Origin of the sequence: Amphritea sp. 1_MG-2023 (assembly GCF_030547545.1) — a bacterium.
Taxonomy (GTDB): Bacteria; Pseudomonadota; Gammaproteobacteria; order Pseudomonadales; family Balneatricaceae; genus Amphritea.
This window is the reverse complement of record NZ_JAUOQE010000034.1, coordinates 15223-33565: the sequence shown is the minus strand read 5'-3', so window position 1 is coordinate 33565 and position 18343 is coordinate 15223. Positions and strand designations below refer to the sequence as shown.

Annotated in this window: 16 protein-coding genes; 6 read left to right on the top strand and 10 right to left on the bottom strand. The window is 50.3% G+C overall.

Annotation, left to right across the window (positions count from 1 at the left end; genetic code table 11):
• Positions 1–193: 193 nt before the first annotated feature.
• The gene (locus tag Q4488_RS15665; protein ID WP_303581424.1) at positions 194–526 is read left to right on the top strand and encodes a hypothetical protein; all 333 of its coding nucleotides are present in this window, start codon (positions 194–196) and stop codon (positions 524–526) included.
• Positions 527–796: 270 nt separating this feature from the next.
• Positions 797–1321 carry a gamma carbonic anhydrase family protein gene (locus Q4488_RS15660; protein WP_303581423.1) on the top strand — a complete coding sequence of 175 codons (525 nt, stop codon included), beginning with the start codon at positions 797–799 and terminating at the stop codon, positions 1319–1321.
• 23 nt (positions 1322–1344) lie between these two features.
• Here Q4488_RS15660 and Q4488_RS15655 read toward each other — a convergent pair whose 3' ends face one another.
• The 4 genes from Q4488_RS15655 to Q4488_RS15640 all read right to left on the bottom strand — a co-directional run bounded on the left by Q4488_RS15655 (position 1345) and on the right by Q4488_RS15640 (position 6272).
• Complete coding sequence (locus Q4488_RS15655; RefSeq protein ID WP_303581422.1) at positions 1345–4434, bottom strand: efflux RND transporter permease subunit; 3090 nt, start codon at positions 4432–4434, stop codon at positions 1345–1347.
• A gap of 11 nt (positions 4435–4445) precedes the next feature.
• A complete protein-coding gene (locus Q4488_RS15650) occupies positions 4446–5501 on the bottom strand; it encodes an efflux RND transporter periplasmic adaptor subunit (protein WP_303581421.1) in 1056 nt (351 codons plus the stop codon).
• Positions 5502–5598: 97 nt separating this feature from the next.
• A complete protein-coding gene (locus tag Q4488_RS15645; RefSeq protein ID WP_303581420.1) occupies positions 5599–6021 on the bottom strand; it encodes a cytochrome b562 in 423 nt (140 codons plus the stop codon).
• A 2-nt stretch (positions 6022–6023) separates the two neighbouring features.
• A complete protein-coding gene (locus Q4488_RS15640) occupies positions 6024–6272 on the bottom strand; it encodes a zinc ribbon domain-containing protein (RefSeq protein WP_303581419.1) in 249 nt (82 codons plus the stop codon).
• Between the two features lie 169 nt (positions 6273–6441).
• On the opposite strand from Q4488_RS15640, the gene Q4488_RS15635 reads away from it, so the two are divergent.
• The gene (locus Q4488_RS15635; RefSeq protein WP_303581418.1) at positions 6442–6786 is read left to right on the top strand and encodes a 4a-hydroxytetrahydrobiopterin dehydratase; all 345 of its coding nucleotides are present in this window, start codon (positions 6442–6444) and stop codon (positions 6784–6786) included.
• 148 nt (positions 6787–6934) lie between these two features.
• Positions 6935–7555, top strand: a complete 621-nt coding sequence (locus Q4488_RS15630; protein ID WP_303581417.1) for a DUF2799 domain-containing protein — start codon at positions 6935–6937, stop codon at positions 7553–7555.
• Positions 7556–7721: 166 nt separating this feature from the next.
• On the opposite strand, the gene Q4488_RS15625 is transcribed toward Q4488_RS15630, so the two are convergent.
• Positions 7722–8204: a Spy/CpxP family protein refolding chaperone gene (locus Q4488_RS15625; RefSeq protein ID WP_303581416.1), complete on the bottom strand. Its 483-nt coding sequence runs from the start codon at positions 8202–8204 to the stop codon at positions 7722–7724.
• Positions 8205–8381: 177 nt separating this feature from the next.
• Between Q4488_RS15625 and Q4488_RS15620 the strand changes: the two genes are divergently transcribed.
• Positions 8382–9083, top strand: a complete 702-nt coding sequence (locus tag Q4488_RS15620) for a response regulator transcription factor (protein WP_303581415.1) — start codon at positions 8382–8384, stop codon at positions 9081–9083.
• A gap of 32 nt (positions 9084–9115) precedes the next feature.
• The gene (locus Q4488_RS15615; RefSeq protein WP_303581414.1) at positions 9116–10417 is read left to right on the top strand and encodes a HAMP domain-containing sensor histidine kinase; all 1302 of its coding nucleotides are present in this window, start codon (positions 9116–9118) and stop codon (positions 10415–10417) included.
• A gap of 21 nt (positions 10418–10438) precedes the next feature.
• Here Q4488_RS15615 and Q4488_RS15610 read toward each other — a convergent pair whose 3' ends face one another.
• From Q4488_RS15610 to Q4488_RS15590, 5 genes are read right to left on the bottom strand one after another with little or no spacing between them, the layout of a single operon-like run.
• Positions 10439–13144, bottom strand: coding sequence for a bifunctional diguanylate cyclase/phosphodiesterase (locus Q4488_RS15610; protein ID WP_303581413.1), 2706 nt, complete (start codon positions 13142–13144; stop codon positions 10439–10441).
• Between the two features lie 53 nt (positions 13145–13197).
• A complete protein-coding gene (gene astB / locus Q4488_RS15605) occupies positions 13198–14541 on the bottom strand; it encodes an N-succinylarginine dihydrolase (protein ID WP_303581412.1) in 1344 nt (447 codons plus the stop codon).
• A gap of 17 nt (positions 14542–14558) precedes the next feature.
• Complete coding sequence (astD, locus tag Q4488_RS15600) at positions 14559–16031, bottom strand: succinylglutamate-semialdehyde dehydrogenase (RefSeq protein WP_303581411.1); 1473 nt, start codon at positions 16029–16031, stop codon at positions 14559–14561.
• Positions 16032–16034: 3 nt separating this feature from the next.
• On the bottom strand, positions 16035–17069 hold the full coding sequence (gene astA, locus Q4488_RS15595) for an arginine N-succinyltransferase (RefSeq protein ID WP_303581410.1): 1035 nt from the start codon (positions 17067–17069) through the stop codon (positions 16035–16037).
• A 26-nt stretch (positions 17070–17095) separates the two neighbouring features.
• Positions 17096–18337 carry a hydrolase gene (locus Q4488_RS15590; protein ID WP_303581409.1) on the bottom strand — a complete coding sequence of 414 codons (1242 nt, stop codon included), beginning with the start codon at positions 18335–18337 and terminating at the stop codon, positions 17096–17098.
• Positions 18338–18343: the final 6 nt, after the last annotated feature.

Below are 18343 nucleotides of genomic sequence, written 5' to 3'. Positions count from 1 at the left end.
TTATCAAGGGCTATCGCTAGCGCTATTTTTAGGTATTTTTTTTAGCAGGTGCACAAAAAGTATTTTTTTGATTAATTTATTAAAATCAATAGCTTAATTCTTACAGTGCGTTTTTTTAAATATTTTTGTTGCAGCGCAGCATAGCGAGTTGTAGTATCACTGCATCAACCATATGTCTATCTGGGTACACATTATGTTTAAGTCTATTCCTACTGCTAACTTTACTGCTTTTAGCGCTCCAGTTCAGAAACTGATCGAACTGAATACTACAACTTTTACGCAAGCTTTCGAACTTCACAAAGCGGCGATGGAAAAACAAATCGCTCAAGTTCAAGTGGATTTAAAAATGTTCTCTGCAATTAAAGATGCTGAAGCGTTCACTACTTTTGTCACTGCTAAATCTGAAGAAACTAAAGCCAAAATTGAAGCGTTGCAGTCTGAAGCTAAGCTTGCCGCCGAAAGTTCTAAGGCTTACTTCACTGAGGTTCAGGCTATCCTGACAGCCGCAAGTAAAGCTGCTGCATAATAGATGCTGTTTGAAAAAGCTCTCGTCAGCAATGACGGGAGCTTTTTTATATGCAAATGCTATGAGTATCTATCGGTGTAGGTGCCGCTAAACCATGGGAGTCAACGTCAACCGTTAGTCGTTTTGCCCCAGCAGTGGGGGTATCTGGTTGAGTCGTCCATGCATTATCCAGCGAGCCGGCATTTTAGCGGTTGGGCAATGTTCATCTCTCGTGTATGAGACATGTATCATATTGCCTTCTCTACCGGAGATGAAAGAAAAGGAGAGGTTATGGCAATTTATGAATTTGACGGTCTGCAGCCGCAAGTGGATGCAGATACCTACGTGGCCGATCAGGCGACGGTCATCGGTAATGTGACCTTAGCGGCCGGTGCGAGTATTTGGCCGCAGGCGGTATTGCGGGGAGATAACGAATCGATCGTGATCAGTCAGGGGAGTAATGTGCAGGACGGTGCGGTGCTGCATACCGACCTCGGTTATCCATTGATGATTGAAGAGCGGGTGACCATTGGCCATCAGGCGATGCTGCACGGGTGTCATATCGGCGCAGGATCATTGATCGGGATTCAGGCGGTGGTGCTAAACGGCGCGGTGATTGGTAAAAATTCGCTGGTGGGTGCGGGTGCCGTGGTTACTGAGGGTAAGGTATTTCCGGATAATTCACTGATTCTGGGCGCCCCAGCGAAAGTGGTGAAAACACTGAGTAGCGAGGCGATCGAACAATTACATAAAAACGCCGATGCTTATGTGGATAACGGTCGCAAGCATAAGTCATTGCTCAAGAAATTGAGTTAAACCGGATGCTACCGGTTTAACCTTCACGACAGCGATGAACGACGATGATTAATCAGATGGTAGGTCACGGGAATCAACACGAGGCTAACGAGCATCGAGAAGCAGAGTCCCCAGATCACCGTGATGGCCAGAGGTTGTAGCATTTCGGCACCATCGCCCCAACCGAGAGCCAGTGGCAGCATACCGGCGACGGTACTGAGCGTGGTCATGATGATCGGCCGTAAACGTAGTCTGGCGGCATCGAGGATCGCTTCTGCCACGCTACAGCCTTGATCGCGGGCGATCTCCACATATTCTACCAATAGGATGGCATTATTTACCACGATACCGGTGAGCATAATCATGCCTAACCACACCGGCATCGACAGTGGAATAGCGGTTAGCCAGAGGCCCCCCGCCACGCCGATGGCGGCAAAGGGCACGCCAAAGATAATGATCAACGGATTACGTAGCGATTCGTATTGAATCGCCATCACCACAAACACCAAAAACAGCGCTAACCCCAACAACATCAGGGTGAGTTTGTTCTGCTCTGCTAAGGCTTTCTCTGAGCCGCCATCATAGAGGGTGTAACCTTGCGGCAGGGAGACATCTGCCCGTAGGGCATTCACCGCGCTGAGGGCTTCACCGAGTGTCATCTCGGGCGCTAAAGAGGCGGATATCTCGACGATACGCATCTGATTATCTCGCTGAATACTCGCTGCAGACTCGATCAACTGAATACTGGCAACATCGGCAAGGTGGACCGGTGATGATGCACCGGTAGCGGGAAATAGCAGTAGCGTTTCCAGCGATTGAGGGGTGTTGAAATGCTGTTCGGCTAAGCGCAGGCGGATATCATAAGCATGATCGTCGGTAATAAACTCGCTGATGATTTTACCCTGCAAGGCTATCTGAGTCGCTTCGATAAGATCCTCGAGCTCGATACCGAGCTGATTGGCACGCACTCGGTCGAGACTGATGGCTAGCTCGTTTAAACGGTCTTCAGCGGAATGACTGAGATTGCGTAGTTGAGGTAAGGTTTTGAGTTGATCGGTTAATGCGTCTGCCAAACGAATCAGCGTTTGATTATCCGGCCCCTGTAAGCGCAGACTGATATCTTCGCTGCCGCTGTTGGTTCTGATGCCACGAATGCCGCGCTGCGTCATACGGATGGTAAACCCAGCCAGTTGTAATGAGGCGATCTGTCGCTGAAGCTTGTCTATCCATTGATGGCTGGAGAGCTCGCGTTCGGCCACGGATTTAAGTTGCACGATCACCGTTGAGCGGTTTGATTGTTCTCGTTGTGAGCGACCAAAGACAGAGCCTCCCACGAGCGTAAAGACCGTTTCGGTTTCCGCTTGATCGCTAAAGAGGGCCTCAAGCTGTTTCACCCTGGTATTCATGTCGCTGAGTGAGATACCCGTGTCGGCGGTGATGCGTACGGTAATACGGCCATCATCGAGTGGCGGTAGAAAGATCTGCTTGCCACTGGTTAATACCGGCAATGAGACGATGAGGGCGATGCTGAAGCTTAATAAGGTTAACAGACGATACGCTAGCAAGCGTTCGAGTAGGGCGGTATAAACCTGCTGAATGCGTTGTACCACGCGATCTGTCAGATAGCGAATGCCGCCGGCGCGAGAGGGTTTCGTGGCCGCGGCGAGTGCCGGTACCAATGTTAGCGCAATCACCATTGAGGCGAAAATGGCGGCTGAAATGGTGATGATCAATTCTTGAAACAGCAGTCCCGTTAGGCCACCAATAAATAGGAAAGGCAAGATAGCGCAGAGGTTGGTCGAGGTTGAGGCGATAATCGCACTGTTAACCTCGGTGGCGGCATGATTGGCCGCCGCGAGTGGGTGTTCGTGGTTTTGCTGATGACGGCTGATATTTTCTAGCATGACGATGGTGTTATCCACCAACATACCGATACCTAATGCGAGGCCGCCGAGGGTCATAATATTGAGGGTTAGGCCGCCCAGCCCCATCAATACACAGGTAAACATAATGGCGATCGGTATCGCACTGCCGATAATCAGCGTATGGCGTAGATTACCCAGAAACAGATAAACCACCGCCATGGCTAACAGCGCTCCGCTGATGGCGGCGGTCGTGGCATTGTTAAGGGCTTGTTTGACATAGATCGACTGATCAGACACTTGAGTGACGCTGATATCGATGGGAATAATCTGCTGTTGTTCTAGCCACGTGAGGCGGGCTTTAACCTGATCGGCGACATAAGTGGTGTTGGCAGCGGGTTGTTTTTGAATCGAGAGCTTAATCCCCTGCACGCCATCGGCACGAATCAATATACGTTCAGCTTCGGTGTTGAATTCAACACGGGCGAGATCGGCGAGGGTGAGGCTAGTGTCGCCACGGCGAGCAACCGGCAGTTGACGCAGTTGTTCGAGTGAGATTAAACGACCGCTAATACGACTGTTGAGTTCGTTACCCGGCATCGTGATACGTCCGGCGGCCTGATCGCCGTTACCCTCGGCAATGGCATCAGTCAACGTGGTATAGCTGATATCATAGGCCGCCATACGCTGTTGATCGGGAATAATATGGACTTCGCGTACCACCCCACCACCGACTTCGGCGGCGGCGACACCGGGTAGGTTGAGCAGCCATTTAGCCATCACATCATCGGCCCATTGACGTAGCGCGGCGCTATCGCGAATGGGGGAGCTGATGACAAATTCCATCACGGGGATCTGCGAGGGATCGAGTTTATAAATAACGGGCGCGTCGATAGATTCCGGTAGCGACCGCCGAGCTCGGTCCAACCGCGTACTTGCATCGCGAAGGGCAACATCGATATCTTTACCGTACTCAAAGGCTAGATCGACCGTCGTGGTGCCTTGAGTGGTGGTTGACTGCACATGAATCGCGTCTTCGGTAATGGCGAGTTGCTCTTCGAGTTTACGAGTGACTCGGTCTTCCATGACGCTGGGGGGCACACCGCTATCCAGTACTCGGACACGGATCTCGGGATAAATAATATGCGGTAGCAGATCGACGGATAGACGATTCAAGGCAAAAGCCCCCACCACGATCACCGCTAATGCCAGCATGATCACGCCGACGGGGTGACGGATAGACCAGTTAGCCAGTCCCTTTGAGTGTCTCATGAGTATCGGCCTCAGTTGCTGACTCGGTTGACGACAGTCACCTGCATCCCCGGTTTAAGGTTGGTAAATCCCCGCGTGATAACCTGCTCCTCAGGTTGGAGGCCTGTCAGTATTTCGATCTGCTCGCCGGTTTTGAGGCCGGTTTCGAGTGACCGTATCTGCACCTTGTTATCGCGATCGATGATGTAGACATAACTGCCATCGGCTGATTGTCGCAGACTGCCGATGGGTAGCAGCATCACCTGCTGGCGAGCGATACTGAATTTCACGCGCGCAAACTGACCCGGGCGAGCACCTTGTGGTGCTGGATTTAAGCTGATTTCCAATGTGCCACTGCGAGTGGCGGGGTCGATGGTGGGATAGATACGGCTGATTTTTCCGGACACGGCGAAGGGTTGTTGCTGACGGTTTTGTAGTGCGTCAATTTGAATCTCGACCGGCATATCGATCGATAATTGATTCAGCAGTAGTTCTGAAACGTCGACCTTTAACCTTAGACGGCTAATGTCGGCAATGGTGAGAAGGTGTGATGATTGTTCCGCGAGATTTCCCGGTTCCGTATGTCGAGCGGTAATAACGCCATCAATGGGTGAGCGTATACGGGTGTAGCCGAGCCGAGTGGCGATCACTTTTTCATCGGCTTGGGCAACCGCTAGATCGGTTTCGCGACTGGTGAGTTCGGAACGCGCGGTGAGGTTACGTTGTATCAGCCCTTTGATACGGGTTAATTCCGTTTCTGCTTGCTGACGCACGGCCCTAGCCCGTTGAAGCTGAGCCTTAAGTAGTTGAGCATCCAATGTCACTAACAGCTGATCGCGTTTTACTCGATCGCCTTCCCGAGGCAAAATTTGCTTAACGATGCCCTCTGCTTGAGTGTAGATATTGATCGTTTGAAAAGCTTCGAGGCTGCCGGTGCGGATGCGCTGTAACTCAATATTCGCGGCAGAAGTCTGCATGACCTCAACCAGATGAGGTTTAGCTGAGCGGGCCTTCGCCGCCGGTTGATGATCGCAACCGGAGAGTACGATCATGGCGCTGCATAGCAGGGTTATCAGTTTGCCGGACATAATCTGCCGCCGTCTCTGTGAATATGAAAGGTTATCTATACCACAGCGAGATTAAATTGTGACAGCGGTTTACAAAAAAATGACTGAATGAATACCGTTATAGGTTCAGCGCTTTTTTAAAGGTATCGAGTAGCAGCTCAAATACGCCAGGCTTTACTTTTTTATGGTATTCCACCCGTAACTGATCGACCTCTCTTAGTTGATTTTGTAATTGAGACAGGTTTGTGCTGGTTGCTTTAGGGAGGCGACCGAGCTGTGATTTGACCTTATTGAGGCCCTCTAACGAGAGTGCTTTGCGCTCTGGGGAGAAGTTATATGCCCTTGCTGTTTCTAGTTCGCTTAGAAACTGAGCGATTTTGTCGTTAAAAATCGCTGGGTCTTGGGTGTCGATGGCTTGTTTATAATGCAGACGCATCGCTTTCATGGTTGGCTTGAGTGGCCCTGCGATGGCGGTATCGATGGTTAGCAGGCTTAATAACAGCAGCAGGATTGGGGTTTTACATAATAATTTGGATAGCATTTTTAGGTTCCACAGTGGCCAGGACAATCATCGCCTCTCATGCAGGGAGGTTCGGGGTTTTGTATGGTTTTATGATGAATCAATCGGTCAGTATTCGCTAATTGAGTAACGGCTGTATTCATGGGCGTCGTGCCTTCGCTGAAGCCACCGATATCGCATAGGTCGGCCCACGTGGAAAGCTTGAGAGTCATGGGGTGACGCACCTCAAACACCTTGCCGGTGGCTTCACAGCGATAGTCATAAATCGGCATCTTCTATTTCCTTATATGCTTAGCCTTATTGGGGGCAAACCTTAGCACGGATTTCGGCCTCTGAGTTAATCAATGTACGTACAATCACGCTATAGCGGTTTATACTCGATGCGAGCAAGGTCTTTAAGATAGGGGGTTACGATGGAGAACTTTAAAATGGAGAGCGACGATGACTGAACCGGACCGTTTAAGGTCGCGTCATTGCTTGCCCTATCGAGGGCTGGCTAAGTTGAGCCGAGTGGATGCCGAGCCGTTGCTAACACAGCTTGCGCCTGGCTGGGGTCTCGATGCCGAGGCTCACATGCTGCAAAAGTCATTTAAGTTCGATGATTTTCATCAGACGATGGCGTTTGTGAATGCCGTCGCGTGGATCGCTCATCGGGAGAATCATCATCCCGATCTCGAAGTCGGTTACGCACGCTGTTGGGTTCGTTACAGTACGCATGCTGTCGATGGTCTATCTGAAAATGACTTTATCTGTGCAGCCATGATCGATGCCCTCGAGGCTGAATAGCGCATCGTCGGTAGCCGTTGGCTGTTCGGTTGGGGAAGGTGCGAATAAGTCAATGTCCGCAGAGAATATAACGGACTTATTCGCACCTTCCTTAATTCAGTGACGATTAGGTACACTATCGGACGGATTAGAAGAGGAAGTCATAAGCATGATAAAGCGATCGTTAGTGGTCTTGCTGAGTATCGGGTTGGTCAGTTGTGCCACGCTCGATCAAGAAGGGTGTTTAACGGCTGACTGGCAACTGATCGGTTTTAATGATGGCGTGGCAGGCCGTGCGGCGAAGCGTTTGGAACAGCATCGTGACGCTTGTGCTGAGTATGGGGTCGTGCCTCAGATAGAGGCATATCTGCAGGGTCACGATCGTGGTGTAATCCGTTATTGCACGGCGATGAATGGTTATGCGGTCGCGCGTTCTGGTGCAAGCTTTAATGCGGTGTGTCGTGGCGATCGTCGTTCGGCATTTGCGCAGGGGTTCAGGCTAGGCAGTGAAGCTTATCAACAGATTGAACGCATTGCCGAGATTAAGCGTGAGATCAGTGACTTACAGGCACAGCAGCGCGAAGATAAGCGATTACTACATAACCAACGAGAGCAGTTAATGGCGCAACACTTGACGCAAGATCAACGCTCTTTTTTACGTCATGAAATTAGGCAGTTGGAAATGAATATTCGCTTACGCACTGTCGCGACGCGACAGCTAGAGCAGATTCATAACGTAGAAGCGCGTTATCTTATGACGCTGGAAACCGATCTGCGTTCACAGTTATAACGTACAAAAAAGCCCTGCTTAATCGCAGGGCAAGTTGCCGGTTTAAAGGCAATGGTGAATAGATGATGGGCGTCATCTATAGGGAGCTTGTAAAAGCGGTCAGCTGGAGCCTGATTCAGCTGACCCTTAAACATCGAGACTCAAGTAAAGCTAAGCGTTGCTTCGCTTAGTCGTGACGAGGTTTTTTTGGCCGCATCTGTAAAAATTCCTCCTGCTGCTCTGGCGTTAGGATAGCGAACATCTCTTTTTTCTGCTGTGCTCGCATCTGTATCATCTGTGCTGTATTTTCTTGTGCTTGAGCGACGAGTCCCGCCACCTGTTGATCGTAATCCGCGGCGTTAACATCAAGCTCTCTTAATGCAGTATGCATCTCCCGAATTTGATCCCGCTGATCTTTCATCTCATCGCGACCATCTTTGAAGAGTGCTTTCATCTGCGCGGTTTGTGCATCGGTCAGATCCAACTTTTCGGCCATGCGATGCAGTCGCTTGTTCGCATGTTTACCGTCCATCTGTTCATGTTTACCGTGACGGCCTTCATCTCGGTCGCCGCAACGATCTTCGTCACTCTGAGCTGAAGCCATGCCTGCGGTGAGTGCGCCAGCACCAATAATGGCGGCAGTGATACCGATAATAATTTGTTTACGCATGATGTTTCTCCGAAAGCGTTGTTTGTTTTGATGGATACAGTATGTCCCTAGCCCCTGCTAAGTTGGGTAAAGGCGGTGTAAAGTTGAGTAAAGGGTATTTTAGGTAGGTGAAATTAGTCGGTTGCTTGATTACTCTGGCATTATCTTGAAGTGATTCATCTTGGAAGAGAGCTGTTTATGAGTGATAACGTGAAACTACTATTAGTCGATGATGATCAAGAGCTGTGTGATCTGATGGGACAGTACCTTCAATCTGAAGGTTTTGAGGTCAGCTTTGCTCATAGTGTGGAGCAGGCACTACCTTTATTGCAGCACGATGGGCAGTACGATCTGTTGATTTTTGACATTATGATGCCGGGGCAGACGGGCTTAGAGCTGTTACAGCAAGTACGCCCTCGAGTGAGAACGCCGGTGATTATGTTGACGGGACGAGGCGATGATATTGATCGCATTATTGGGCTAGAGATGGGGGCCGATGATTATTTGGCGAAGCCCTGTAATCCTCGAGAGCTGGTGGCCAGAATTCGCGCAGTACTGCGTCGTAGTGTGCCGCTATCAGGCGTCGAAGATCATTCGACGATACTGAATCTGCATAACATTGAACTCGATGCCGGTAAACGACGCGTGACGGTAGCGGGTAATCCAATCGAGTTGACCAGTGCTGAGTTTAATGTGCTGGCCGAGTTAATGCGAGCGGTGGGCTCTATTGTGAGTAAGGATGAGCTAACGGAGAAAGTGTTGCACCGAAAATTGACCGCTTATGATCGCGCAATCGATGTACATGTGAGTCGAGTGCGACAAAAGCTCGCGGCAGCGATGCCGAGTAGCGAACTGATTAAAACGGTGCGGGGTGCCGGTTATATGTTGGTTAATGAATAATGATAACGCGATGTGCGAAGTAAGGTAAATTGATGGCGATTCGCTGGTATAAACGACTTTTTCTGAAAATATTTATCACCGTATGGGTGACCAGTTTTCTGGTGATCGCGCTGACGGCTTTTGTCGTCGGGCATCTCTCAGAAAAGGAACGTGATCGTGATGTGCTCAGTGCTCGCGTGTTAGGGCAAGCGGAGCTAATGATCGATCGTTATGAGCGCAATGGCCGCCTGCCCGCCATGAAAGAGTGGCGGCGATCGCATGATGATCTTAGAGAAAAACGATGGTTTCCGATTAAAGTACAGATTGTCGCCCTGAGCAGTGGCAAGGTTATTTTTGGTCGCGAGAATATCAGAAAATTTCGCGAGCCGCTGACGTTAAAGGTCACCTCTGATAGCGGCAGTGAATATCAGGTGGTGGCGGAAACACATTTGCCGCCCAATCTCGGGGCTAAGTTATTTGGTTTTTTCCTGTCCGTGCAAGTGGGGTTACTGATGGTGGTGGCTGGGATTGCCGCGCTCTTAATTAGTTTGATGGTGGTGCGCCCAGTGAATCGCTTACGGCAATATACCTGTGATCTTTATAACGGTGATCTTAGCGCACGAACCGATGATTCACTGAGCCGACGAGGGGATGAAATTGGTGAGTTGAGCCGAGAGTTTAATCAGATGGCCGAGTATGTCGAGCAAACGCTGCAATCGAATACGCACCTGTTGCAAGATGTTTCTCATGAACTGCGAGCGCCATTGGCTCGGTTACAGATGGCGGCGGGGCTGGCGGGGCAGAAAATGTCAGACACGGATCAGCAATATATTGAGCGAATCAATCAGGAATGTGAGCGGATTAACCGATTGATTGATGAAATTTTGCGTTTATCACGGCTGGAACAGATGGAAGTTTCCGATCAGCCTTTTGTGCTGAATAGCGTGATTGATACCTTGGTTGACGATTTTCGTTTCAGTGCCTCACAGCATCCGATTGAATGGCATCCGGTCGCTTATCGAATTAAAGGTAATCCGGCACTACTTGAACGAGCGTTGAGTAATATTCTTGGTAATGCGGTTAAACATACGCCCGCAGGAACTCAGATCAGCATTGTGGCGGAGCTGACTGCTGATAAGGTCAATATTCGGATCACCGATCAGGGGGAAGGGCTGAGCGCGGAACAGTTGGCTAAAATGTTTAAGCCCTTCGTCCGCTTTACGGGACAGCAGAATGGTTATGGTCTGGGGCTGAGTATTGCGCAACGGGCGACACAGTTACTCGGCGGATCGTTAACGGCGAGTAGCCCCGCGGGTGCAGGGCTTGAGTTGCTATTGAGTTTTCCTAAAGCTTGAGTGCTGCATCGAAGATTTAGATCAATTGTCTTTCAAGATGCTATCGATGGGCAGGGGGCGGCTAATGGCATAGCCCTGTGCATAATCAACGCCAATCGTTTTGAGGCGTTCCATCATTTCATCGGTCTCAACAAATTCGGCGATGGTTTGCATGCCCATAATGTGACCGACCTCATTGATTGAGCGCACCATCGCTTCATCAATCGGGTCGGTGATGATATTGCGTACAAACATACCATCTATTTTGAGGAGATCGACAGGAAGGCTCTTCAGGTAAGCAAACGAGGAGAGACCGCTACCGAAGTCATCTAGGGCAAACTGACAGCCGAGTTGTTTCAGTGCATGGATAAATTTTTGTGCATTGTTGAGATTAGCAATAGCCGCAGTTTCGGTAATTTCAAATTTAATCATGCGGGCGGGAACAGTGCCCTGCTCGATATGGTCGATAATAAACTGCAGCAGGCTGTTATCACCTAGCGATTGCCCCGATAGATTGATAGCAAGGCTGGCAACATGATCAAGTCGATCAATGTTGTTAGCGATCCACTGCAGGCTATGATGAATCACCCAGCGATCAATTTGAGGCGCGATATTGTAACGTTCAGCCGCCGGCAGAAACGCATCAGGGGCGATGATTTTATCCGCGTCCGATAACAGCCGTAGGAGAATTTCGTAGCCTATTTTTTGTTCCTCTTGCAGCGGCACAATCGGTTGAGCATATAACTGAAAGCGGTTCTCATCGAGGGCGCGGTGGATCTCATTGGCCCATTGGACATAACCTTTATGAATGAGCTGCTGTTCATCACTTTCGCTGTAAATATGTACTCGATTTCGGCCCGCATCTTTGGCGGAATAACAGGCGGTATCGACATCCTGCATGGCTTGCAGAGGACTGCGGGTGTGCTGATCAATGCTGGTGATGCCGGCGCTGATCTCTATAGTGAAGTGATGCTCCTCCCATTGGAAACGGAAGCTTTTCAGATCATTGATGATCGACTGTAGAACGCTCTCACCTTGGGCTAAGTTGGCACCTTCAAATAACAGTAGGAATTCATCACCGGCAGGGCGTGCAAGTGTGTCTCGGTTACTTATTCTGTCTCTGATCAGTTGACTGATGCGACGCAGTAGCTCATCCCCAGCCATGTGCCCACAGGTATCATTGATAATCTTAAACTGATCGATATCGATAAAACAGAGCACATGATGCGTGTGATATTGCTGTGTATGCTCGATGACGCGGGCTAGCTCGTGTTCAAACTGTTGACGGTTTAATAAACCGGTGAGAGGGTCATGAGTGGTTTGGAAATTCATCTCATCCGCAATCCGCCGGACTTCGGTGATATCCTCCTGTTGCGAAATGAAATGAGTTATCTCACCGGCATCGTTAGTGATGGGCGATATGGTTTCGTCAGCCCAGTATAATTCACCGTTTTTCTTTTGATTCTGCAACATGCCGTTCCAGGTTTTCCCTGCGAGGAGTGTTTTCCATAGCTCAGCATAGATCTCGGTTGCGGTTTCACCTGATTTCAGTAAACGAGGGGACTTACCTAAGACATCGGTGGCGGTATAGCCGGTAATCTCGGTAAAACGTGCATTAACATATTCAATTGTTCCGTTGATATCGGTGATCACCACCATACTGGGGCTTTGTTCCACCGCCATCGAGAGCTTTTTCAGGGTCTCATTGGTGGAGTGCTGTTCGGTGAGATCGTTGAAGACGGCCACGCCGCCATTAACCTCTCCTTGATTATCCAGCAAGGGGACAAAATCAGCGATGAGGTAGATGGAACGACCGCCGAGTATTGAGGTATAAGGCCCCTCAAAGCGGCCAACCTTACCCTGTAATGAGTCCCTCACCGCGGCGAGTAGGTCTGTATTGGTGAGATTATTCAGTAGGTTGAAGCCTAGGAGTACGGGTTCTTGGGCGCCGATAATAACCTCAAAGCGATGATTAACCATGGTGACCGTGGCATATCGATCATAGTGAAAAATGCCTACCGGTGAATGCTCGATGATCGACTCTAGACGCTTTTCACTGCTATGCAACGCTTCGGTGCGTTCTCGGACGCTCACTTCAAGTTCTTTGGCCCAGCGCCGCTGAGCGGCTGAAAAGGTGAATATGACGGGGAGCATAAAGAGGAGAAAGATGGTGGCGAGTACTAGTTGCTGCCAGAGTCGCTGATTCAAGAGGGTTTTTATATAGCTGATATCGATATCGGCGGCCAGCAAAAATAGCCGACCATCGGCCGAGGTTTGCGGAATAAAGACACTGCGAAAGTGGCCCCATTGATCACGGATATCCAAAAATAGCTGCGAGGGATTAGAAAACAGCTGTTCTACACGGGGGTCTACGTCATCGTAGGGATCGAAATAACTATAGAGCTCTTGACCGGCTTGTAGCTCTTCTGAGGTGGCGCTGGAACTGGTGAAATAGACTTGATTGTTATGCTTTATTAGGCTGTAAACATACGCTATCTCGGTATGTTCGATAAGCCGCGAGAGCCGTAAGGTATTGCGTAAATCAGCGGCCGGTTGAATATCGCCCGGCTGCATATCCAATCGATGAAAGTACTGCGGTAATATGAGCTGCGTGGCTAAAGCATTTGTTCTGAGTACGCTATCGACCTGTTGATAGAGGCGATCTTGCTCCTGAGCATAATCCCAGCCAAGATAGAGTACCACCCAGAAAATATAGCCTAGCAGGGCAAAGTACACGTTGTTAGTCATTTTAAATGTCATAGAAGCAGTATAAACATCAACAGAGGTAAAAGCGTTAGCCCTTATACCTGAAATGGGTATAGCTTGGGTAGTTTTATTATGTCAGTCAGTTCATCCAGGGCCGTGTAGATTTCGTTGGCCAGACAGGGGTCTGCCAAATCTTGCGGTTTTAACTGATCTCGGTAGTGTTGCTTAATCCAGTCTTTAAGCCGGCGATAGAGGTTTTCATCGAGCAAAATATGGGGATGTACTGCCTTTAGCTCCGATGGACTTAGCGGCACTCGAAGACGCAGGCAAGCGGGACCACCACCGTTATTCATACTCTGGGCTAAATCGATATATTCGACCTCTGAGACGGGGTTATCGGCGGCGATTAATGCCTCAATAGCCGATTTTGCCTGACAAACTGCGAGACAGTTCGCGGGGGCTAATAACAGCATCGTCTGATCTGACAGGCTGATAAGCTGACTATTAAATAGGTAGCTACTCACGGCCTCTTTCACGCTTAGGGTTCGCTGATCAATTTCGCTGATGATGAGCGGTTGAGCGGCGCCATTAAGTTGCTGCCATTGCTGTTGCAATTGCTTCAATACTTGACGCTGATTAACAAAGGCTTGTTCATGCAGCATGAGAAAGTGACGGTGACCGACACCGATCACATCATGATGGAAAACGCCTTGATCGATAGCCTCAGGGTTCTGCTGAGCCAGCAACACCTGAGTCGGGGGTAAGTTGTGTTGCCTCATCAAGGCTTGACAGGCGGCTTGAGTTTGACGGGCCGGAAACTTTTGTGGCGTGCTGCGCCGTTTGCCTCGACCATAGACCAGCAGTGTTATGCCAGGTTGACTGTGCTCGGCACACAGACGCGTATGATTGGCGGCGCCTTCATCCGCAAAGCTGGCTTGTAAGGGCAGCGGCGGATGATGGCAGAAGTGGACTGGATCATTAAAAATCCGTTTTAACAGGTTGGCCGTCGACTGCGTTTCAATCGAACGATGCAACGTGGTGATCAGGTTAGCGGGAGTGAAATGTAACCGGTTATCGGAGCTGTCTTGACTGGCAGATACAGTCGCCGCATTGGCTGCCCACATAGATGAAGCCGAATAACAGGCGGCGAGCAGGTGCGGTGCTTGCTGATAAGCCTGAGTAATCATCTCAGGCAGGGGGCCACGAAAGCCAAGCTTGCGCAGTGTGTCAATATCCGGTCGGCAAGCTGGGGGGAAGACACCTTGGATTTGTCCACGCTGAACCAGACGCCACATTTTTTCGAGTCCTTGTAAGGCAGCCTCTCGGGGTGACGCTAACTCACCTTGATGCGCGCCTGAGGCGAGGTTACCGAGCGATAGCCCAGCATAGTTGTGGCTGGGTCCAATTAAGCCATCAAAGTTGACTTCTTGATACGGCATCGCGTCTCCTCCAATCTTTACAACGCTAGGCCTGGGCTTAGGGTTGTCGGTAAGCGTGGCTGATTGCTTTCAAGGGATGCCACCGCATAGGCGCAGTAATCTGCGGCATAATAGGCCGACGGACGGTGATTCCCGCTAATACCGCAGCCGCCAAAGGGTAGCTGACTGCTGGCGCCTGTTAATGGCCGATTCCAGTTAATAATGCCGGCACGAATATGACGTTGGAAATGGGCATACTGATCGGCATCATCGCTATATAATCCAGCGGCCAGTCCATAAGCTGTGTGATTGGCAATCTCGATGGCGCTATCAAAATCACGGTAGCGAATCACTTGCAACAGTGGGCCAAAATATTCCTCATCCGCCATGTCAGGGATCGAGGTGGTATCGATCAGTGCCGGTGAAAGCATTGCGTCGATGTTATGCAACGGTTGGGCTTCGAGTAAAAGCTCGGCCCCTTGTTGATGTAGTTGTTGCTGTGCCGCGAGGATAGCTTCGGCTGCGACGTTGTTAATGAGCGTGCCCATGAAGGGCTGAGGCTTCGCATTGTAGCGGTCGATACGAATTTTTTGGCAGGCTTGTAGCAACTCTTTAAGATAGCGATCCCCCCAGCTAGAGGCAGGCACTAATAGTCGCCGAGCGCAGGTGCAGCGTTGACCGGCGCTGCTAAAGGCAGAGACGATAGTATCGTGTAGCACGGCCTTCATGTTGCTCATCGGCGTGATCAGTAAGGGGTTGTTTCCGCCCATCTCCAGTGCCAGAATTTTTTCTGGATGACCCGCAAATTGATGATGTAACAGCTGACCGGTGGTGGCACTACCGGTAAAAAACAGGCCATTGATATCGCTAGCAGACGCTAAGGCTTTACCGGTTTCACTGTCTCCCTGTAGTAGATTAAGAACGCCATCCGGTAGTTCTGCTTTTTGCCATAGATGTGTCATGAGTTCAGCACAGCGAGGCGTTAGCTCGCTCGGTTTAAAAATCACCGTATTACCCGCCAATAGCGCGGGAATAATATGCCCGTTAGGTAGATGCATGGGGAAATTATAGGGGCCGAATATCGCTACCACGCCCTGCGGCTTATGACGTAAGACCTGTTCACCTTGCTGATCGTACTCACGTCGAGTTGGACAACGCTCGGCATATGCTCGGATCGAGATATCGGTTTTACCGAGCATGGCACTGATTTCGGTACGGCTTTCCCACAGTGGCTTGCCGGTTTCCTGTCCGATAGTGTCGGCGAGTAGTTCTGAGTACTCATTGAGATGTTGCGTAAAGCGTAAAATATAATGTTGTCGCTGAGCGACAGTCATCTCGCGCCAGTGACTTGAGGCGTTACGAGCCGCGTCAACAGCCATCTCGACTTGAGAGGAAGACGCACAGTGCCCCGCCCAAAGCTGTTGGCCTGAGGCGGGATTGCAGGATGTTAATCGCTGGCCTTGCCCCTGAAGCCAGCGGCCATTGATGAATAATGATGATGGTGTTTGCATGGTTTAGCTCCAACGCTTGAGGGGAACGACACGAACCTTATCCCCGTCACTGACGTGCAATTGATGTAATAGCTCTGCGGGCAGGGTGAGCCTACCTTCTGAGGGGGCCGTATCGACGACGGTACTGCGAAAATTGTGCAGTGAAGTATTGCTGACTAGGTAAGCGGTGTTATGTGATTGATAGGGGCCAGTATAGACCTCGACATGGCGGCTTTTTCTAATCGCCCTGATATCTTTAGCTTCACAGGCTAACGTCGGTCCCGCATCGAAAATGTCGATGTACTCTTCATAACGGAAGCCTTCGCTTTCCAGCATTTTTCGCGCCGGTAAGGTGTTTTTGTGGACTTCGCCGATCACCTGACGGGCGCTTTCGGGTAGCAGGTGGATATAAATGGAGTGTTTAGGCATCAGTTCGGCAATAAACCCCTTATTACCGATACCCGTGAGGTAGTCGGCTTCCGAGAATTCCATGCTGAAGAAGTGTTGCCCTAAGCCATCCCAAAAGGGGGAACGCCCTTCAGTATTGCTGACGCCGCGCATCTCGGCGATCACTTTACCCGGAAAGCGTTCCCTGAACTGAGCGATAAACAGGAAGCGACATCGGGACAGTAAGGCACCGTTATTATGTTGTCGGTATTCGGGTTCTAGGTAGAGGCTACAGACTTCAGTCGAGCCGGTGTAATCGTTACATAGATAGAGCGTTTTAAATTGATTATGTACTCCCAGTTCTCGGGAGGCGTGTACCACGGTGCCAAGGCGGTAGTGATAGAATGGCTCTCGCAGCCCCACCGCGGCTTCGATACCACAGATACCGATAACGTGGTGGTGCTTGATCTCCTCTAGCACAAACAGATAGCTCGCCCCGAGGGGGTCGGCAACGGTTTGCTGAAAGGCCTGTTCTGATGCGTTTATTTTGGCTTGCAAAAGATCTCGGTTGTTGGGGAGGGAGGTAAAACCAGGGCCACTGCTGTGAGCCATTTCACAGAGTCGTTCTAGGTCTGATTGTCTGATTGGGCGAATTATCGTGATAGCGTTCATCCCTTGACTCCTCTAGCTGCGTTTACCTAATACTTATGGGGCTGTTGATCAACGCGTTGAGTACGCCACTGGTCAGGTTGCTGTGCCAATTTGAGTAAGATCAACGTGCTCAGCTGCGCTCTGCTGACGAGACTCGGCGTGTGAATAAACTCTTGCTGGCTGTGAATATTGCCGCCCAAAACGCCTAAGGTATCGACGTTGGGTAACCCCGCGGCGGAGAGATTGTTGCCATCACAGCAGCCGCCCGTTGCTTCCCATAAGAGCGGTGTACCCAATTCTGCTGAACAGTCAGCGACGAGCTGAAATAATGCCTGATGTGCTTGATCTAATTGTTTCGGGCGACGACTAAAGCTACCGTGTAAGGAGAGCGCAATACCCTCTTTACGATTGATTTGCTGAGCGATTGTTTGCAGTTGCTGTTGGCACCATGACTCATCAGCGCTGATACGGGTACGAATATTAAAGCGACAACGCGCCTGATCCGGCACTTGATTGGTGGTGACACCGCCATTGACCACACCGACATTGAAAGTGACGCTCTCGCGTTGTCCGTTGAGATGATCAATGGCCGTGATACAGTCAGCCATGGCGCAGATCGCATTGCGGCCTAAATGATGTTCTCGGCCAGCATGAGCGGCTTTGCCGCGAATAATCACGGTGAAATTGCCGCTGCCTTTGCGTTCCCCTGCGAGTTGACCGTTGGGTAGAGCCGGTTCGTAGATCATGCCAAGGTGATGCTGGTTGGCCTGTTGCGCGAGAATGGACGCCGAACTAGGGGAGCCGATCTCCTCGTCAGGGTTGAGAATAACGCGCCAGCCAATGCGCGCGGCTAGCGGTGATTGTTCAAATGCATTCAAGGCTTCCAGCATGACTAACAGGCCGCCCTTCATATCACTGACGCCGGGGCCTTGCAGCGTTTCATGATCGAGCCATTGACACTGTTGAAACTCAGAATCAGCTGGGAAAACCGTATCGAGGTGGCCGGTGAGTAAAATTTGTAGGGGCGCCTCGGGCCGTTTACTGAGGATATGTAAATCGCCCAAGGGATGATCGATGGCATGGCCATCGGTACCATAAAGGGTATAAGGGGGCAGACTGAGCCGTTGATGATGACACTGCAAACGGTGACAGAAATGTTCGCTTAAGCGGCGCCCCAGCTGATTAATACCGGCATGATTGAGGCTATGTGAATTAATCTGCGCCAGTTCTATCAGTGTGGTGGTTAATTGGGGCAGACGTTGTTTAAGTGAGCACAGTAACGGATCCATAATAGA

Coding starts and splice junctions, on each gene's coding strand:
- Q4488_RS15655 (WP_303581422.1), bottom strand. CDS start 4,434: ATGAGACACTCAAAGGGACTGGCTAACTGGTCTATCCGTCACCCCGTC.
- Q4488_RS15590 (WP_303581409.1), bottom strand. CDS start 18,337: ATGGATCCGTTACTGTGCTCACTTAAACAACGTCTGCCCCAATTAACC.
- Q4488_RS15620 (WP_303581415.1), top strand. CDS start 8,382: ATGAGTGATAACGTGAAACTACTATTAGTCGATGATGATCAAGAGCTG.
- Q4488_RS15645 (WP_303581420.1), bottom strand. CDS start 6,021: ATGCTATCCAAATTATTATGTAAAACCCCAATCCTGCTGCTGTTATTA.
- Q4488_RS15660 (WP_303581423.1), top strand. CDS start 797: ATGGCAATTTATGAATTTGACGGTCTGCAGCCGCAAGTGGATGCAGAT.
- Q4488_RS15650 (WP_303581421.1), bottom strand. CDS start 5,501: ATGTCCGGCAAACTGATAACCCTGCTATGCAGCGCCATGATCGTACTC.
- astD (WP_303581411.1), bottom strand. CDS start 16,031: ATGCAAACACCATCATCATTATTCATCAATGGCCGCTGGCTTCAGGGG.
- astA (WP_303581410.1), bottom strand. CDS start 17,069: ATGAACGCTATCACGATAATTCGCCCAATCAGACAATCAGACCTAGAA.
- Q4488_RS15630 (WP_303581417.1), top strand. CDS start 6,935: ATGATAAAGCGATCGTTAGTGGTCTTGCTGAGTATCGGGTTGGTCAGT.
- Q4488_RS15610 (WP_303581413.1), bottom strand. CDS start 13,144: ATGACTAACAACGTGTACTTTGCCCTGCTAGGCTATATTTTCTGGGTG.
- Q4488_RS15615 (WP_303581414.1), top strand. CDS start 9,116: ATGGCGATTCGCTGGTATAAACGACTTTTTCTGAAAATATTTATCACC.
- astB (WP_303581412.1), bottom strand. CDS start 14,541: ATGCCGTATCAAGAAGTCAACTTTGATGGCTTAATTGGACCCAGCCAC.
- Q4488_RS15640 (WP_303581419.1), bottom strand. CDS start 6,272: ATGCCGATTTATGACTATCGCTGTGAAGCCACCGGCAAGGTGTTTGAG.
- Q4488_RS15625 (WP_303581416.1), bottom strand. CDS start 8,204: ATGCGTAAACAAATTATTATCGGTATCACTGCCGCCATTATTGGTGCT.
- Q4488_RS15635 (WP_303581418.1), top strand. CDS start 6,442: ATGACTGAACCGGACCGTTTAAGGTCGCGTCATTGCTTGCCCTATCGA.
- Q4488_RS15665 (WP_303581424.1), top strand. CDS start 194: ATGTTTAAGTCTATTCCTACTGCTAACTTTACTGCTTTTAGCGCTCCA.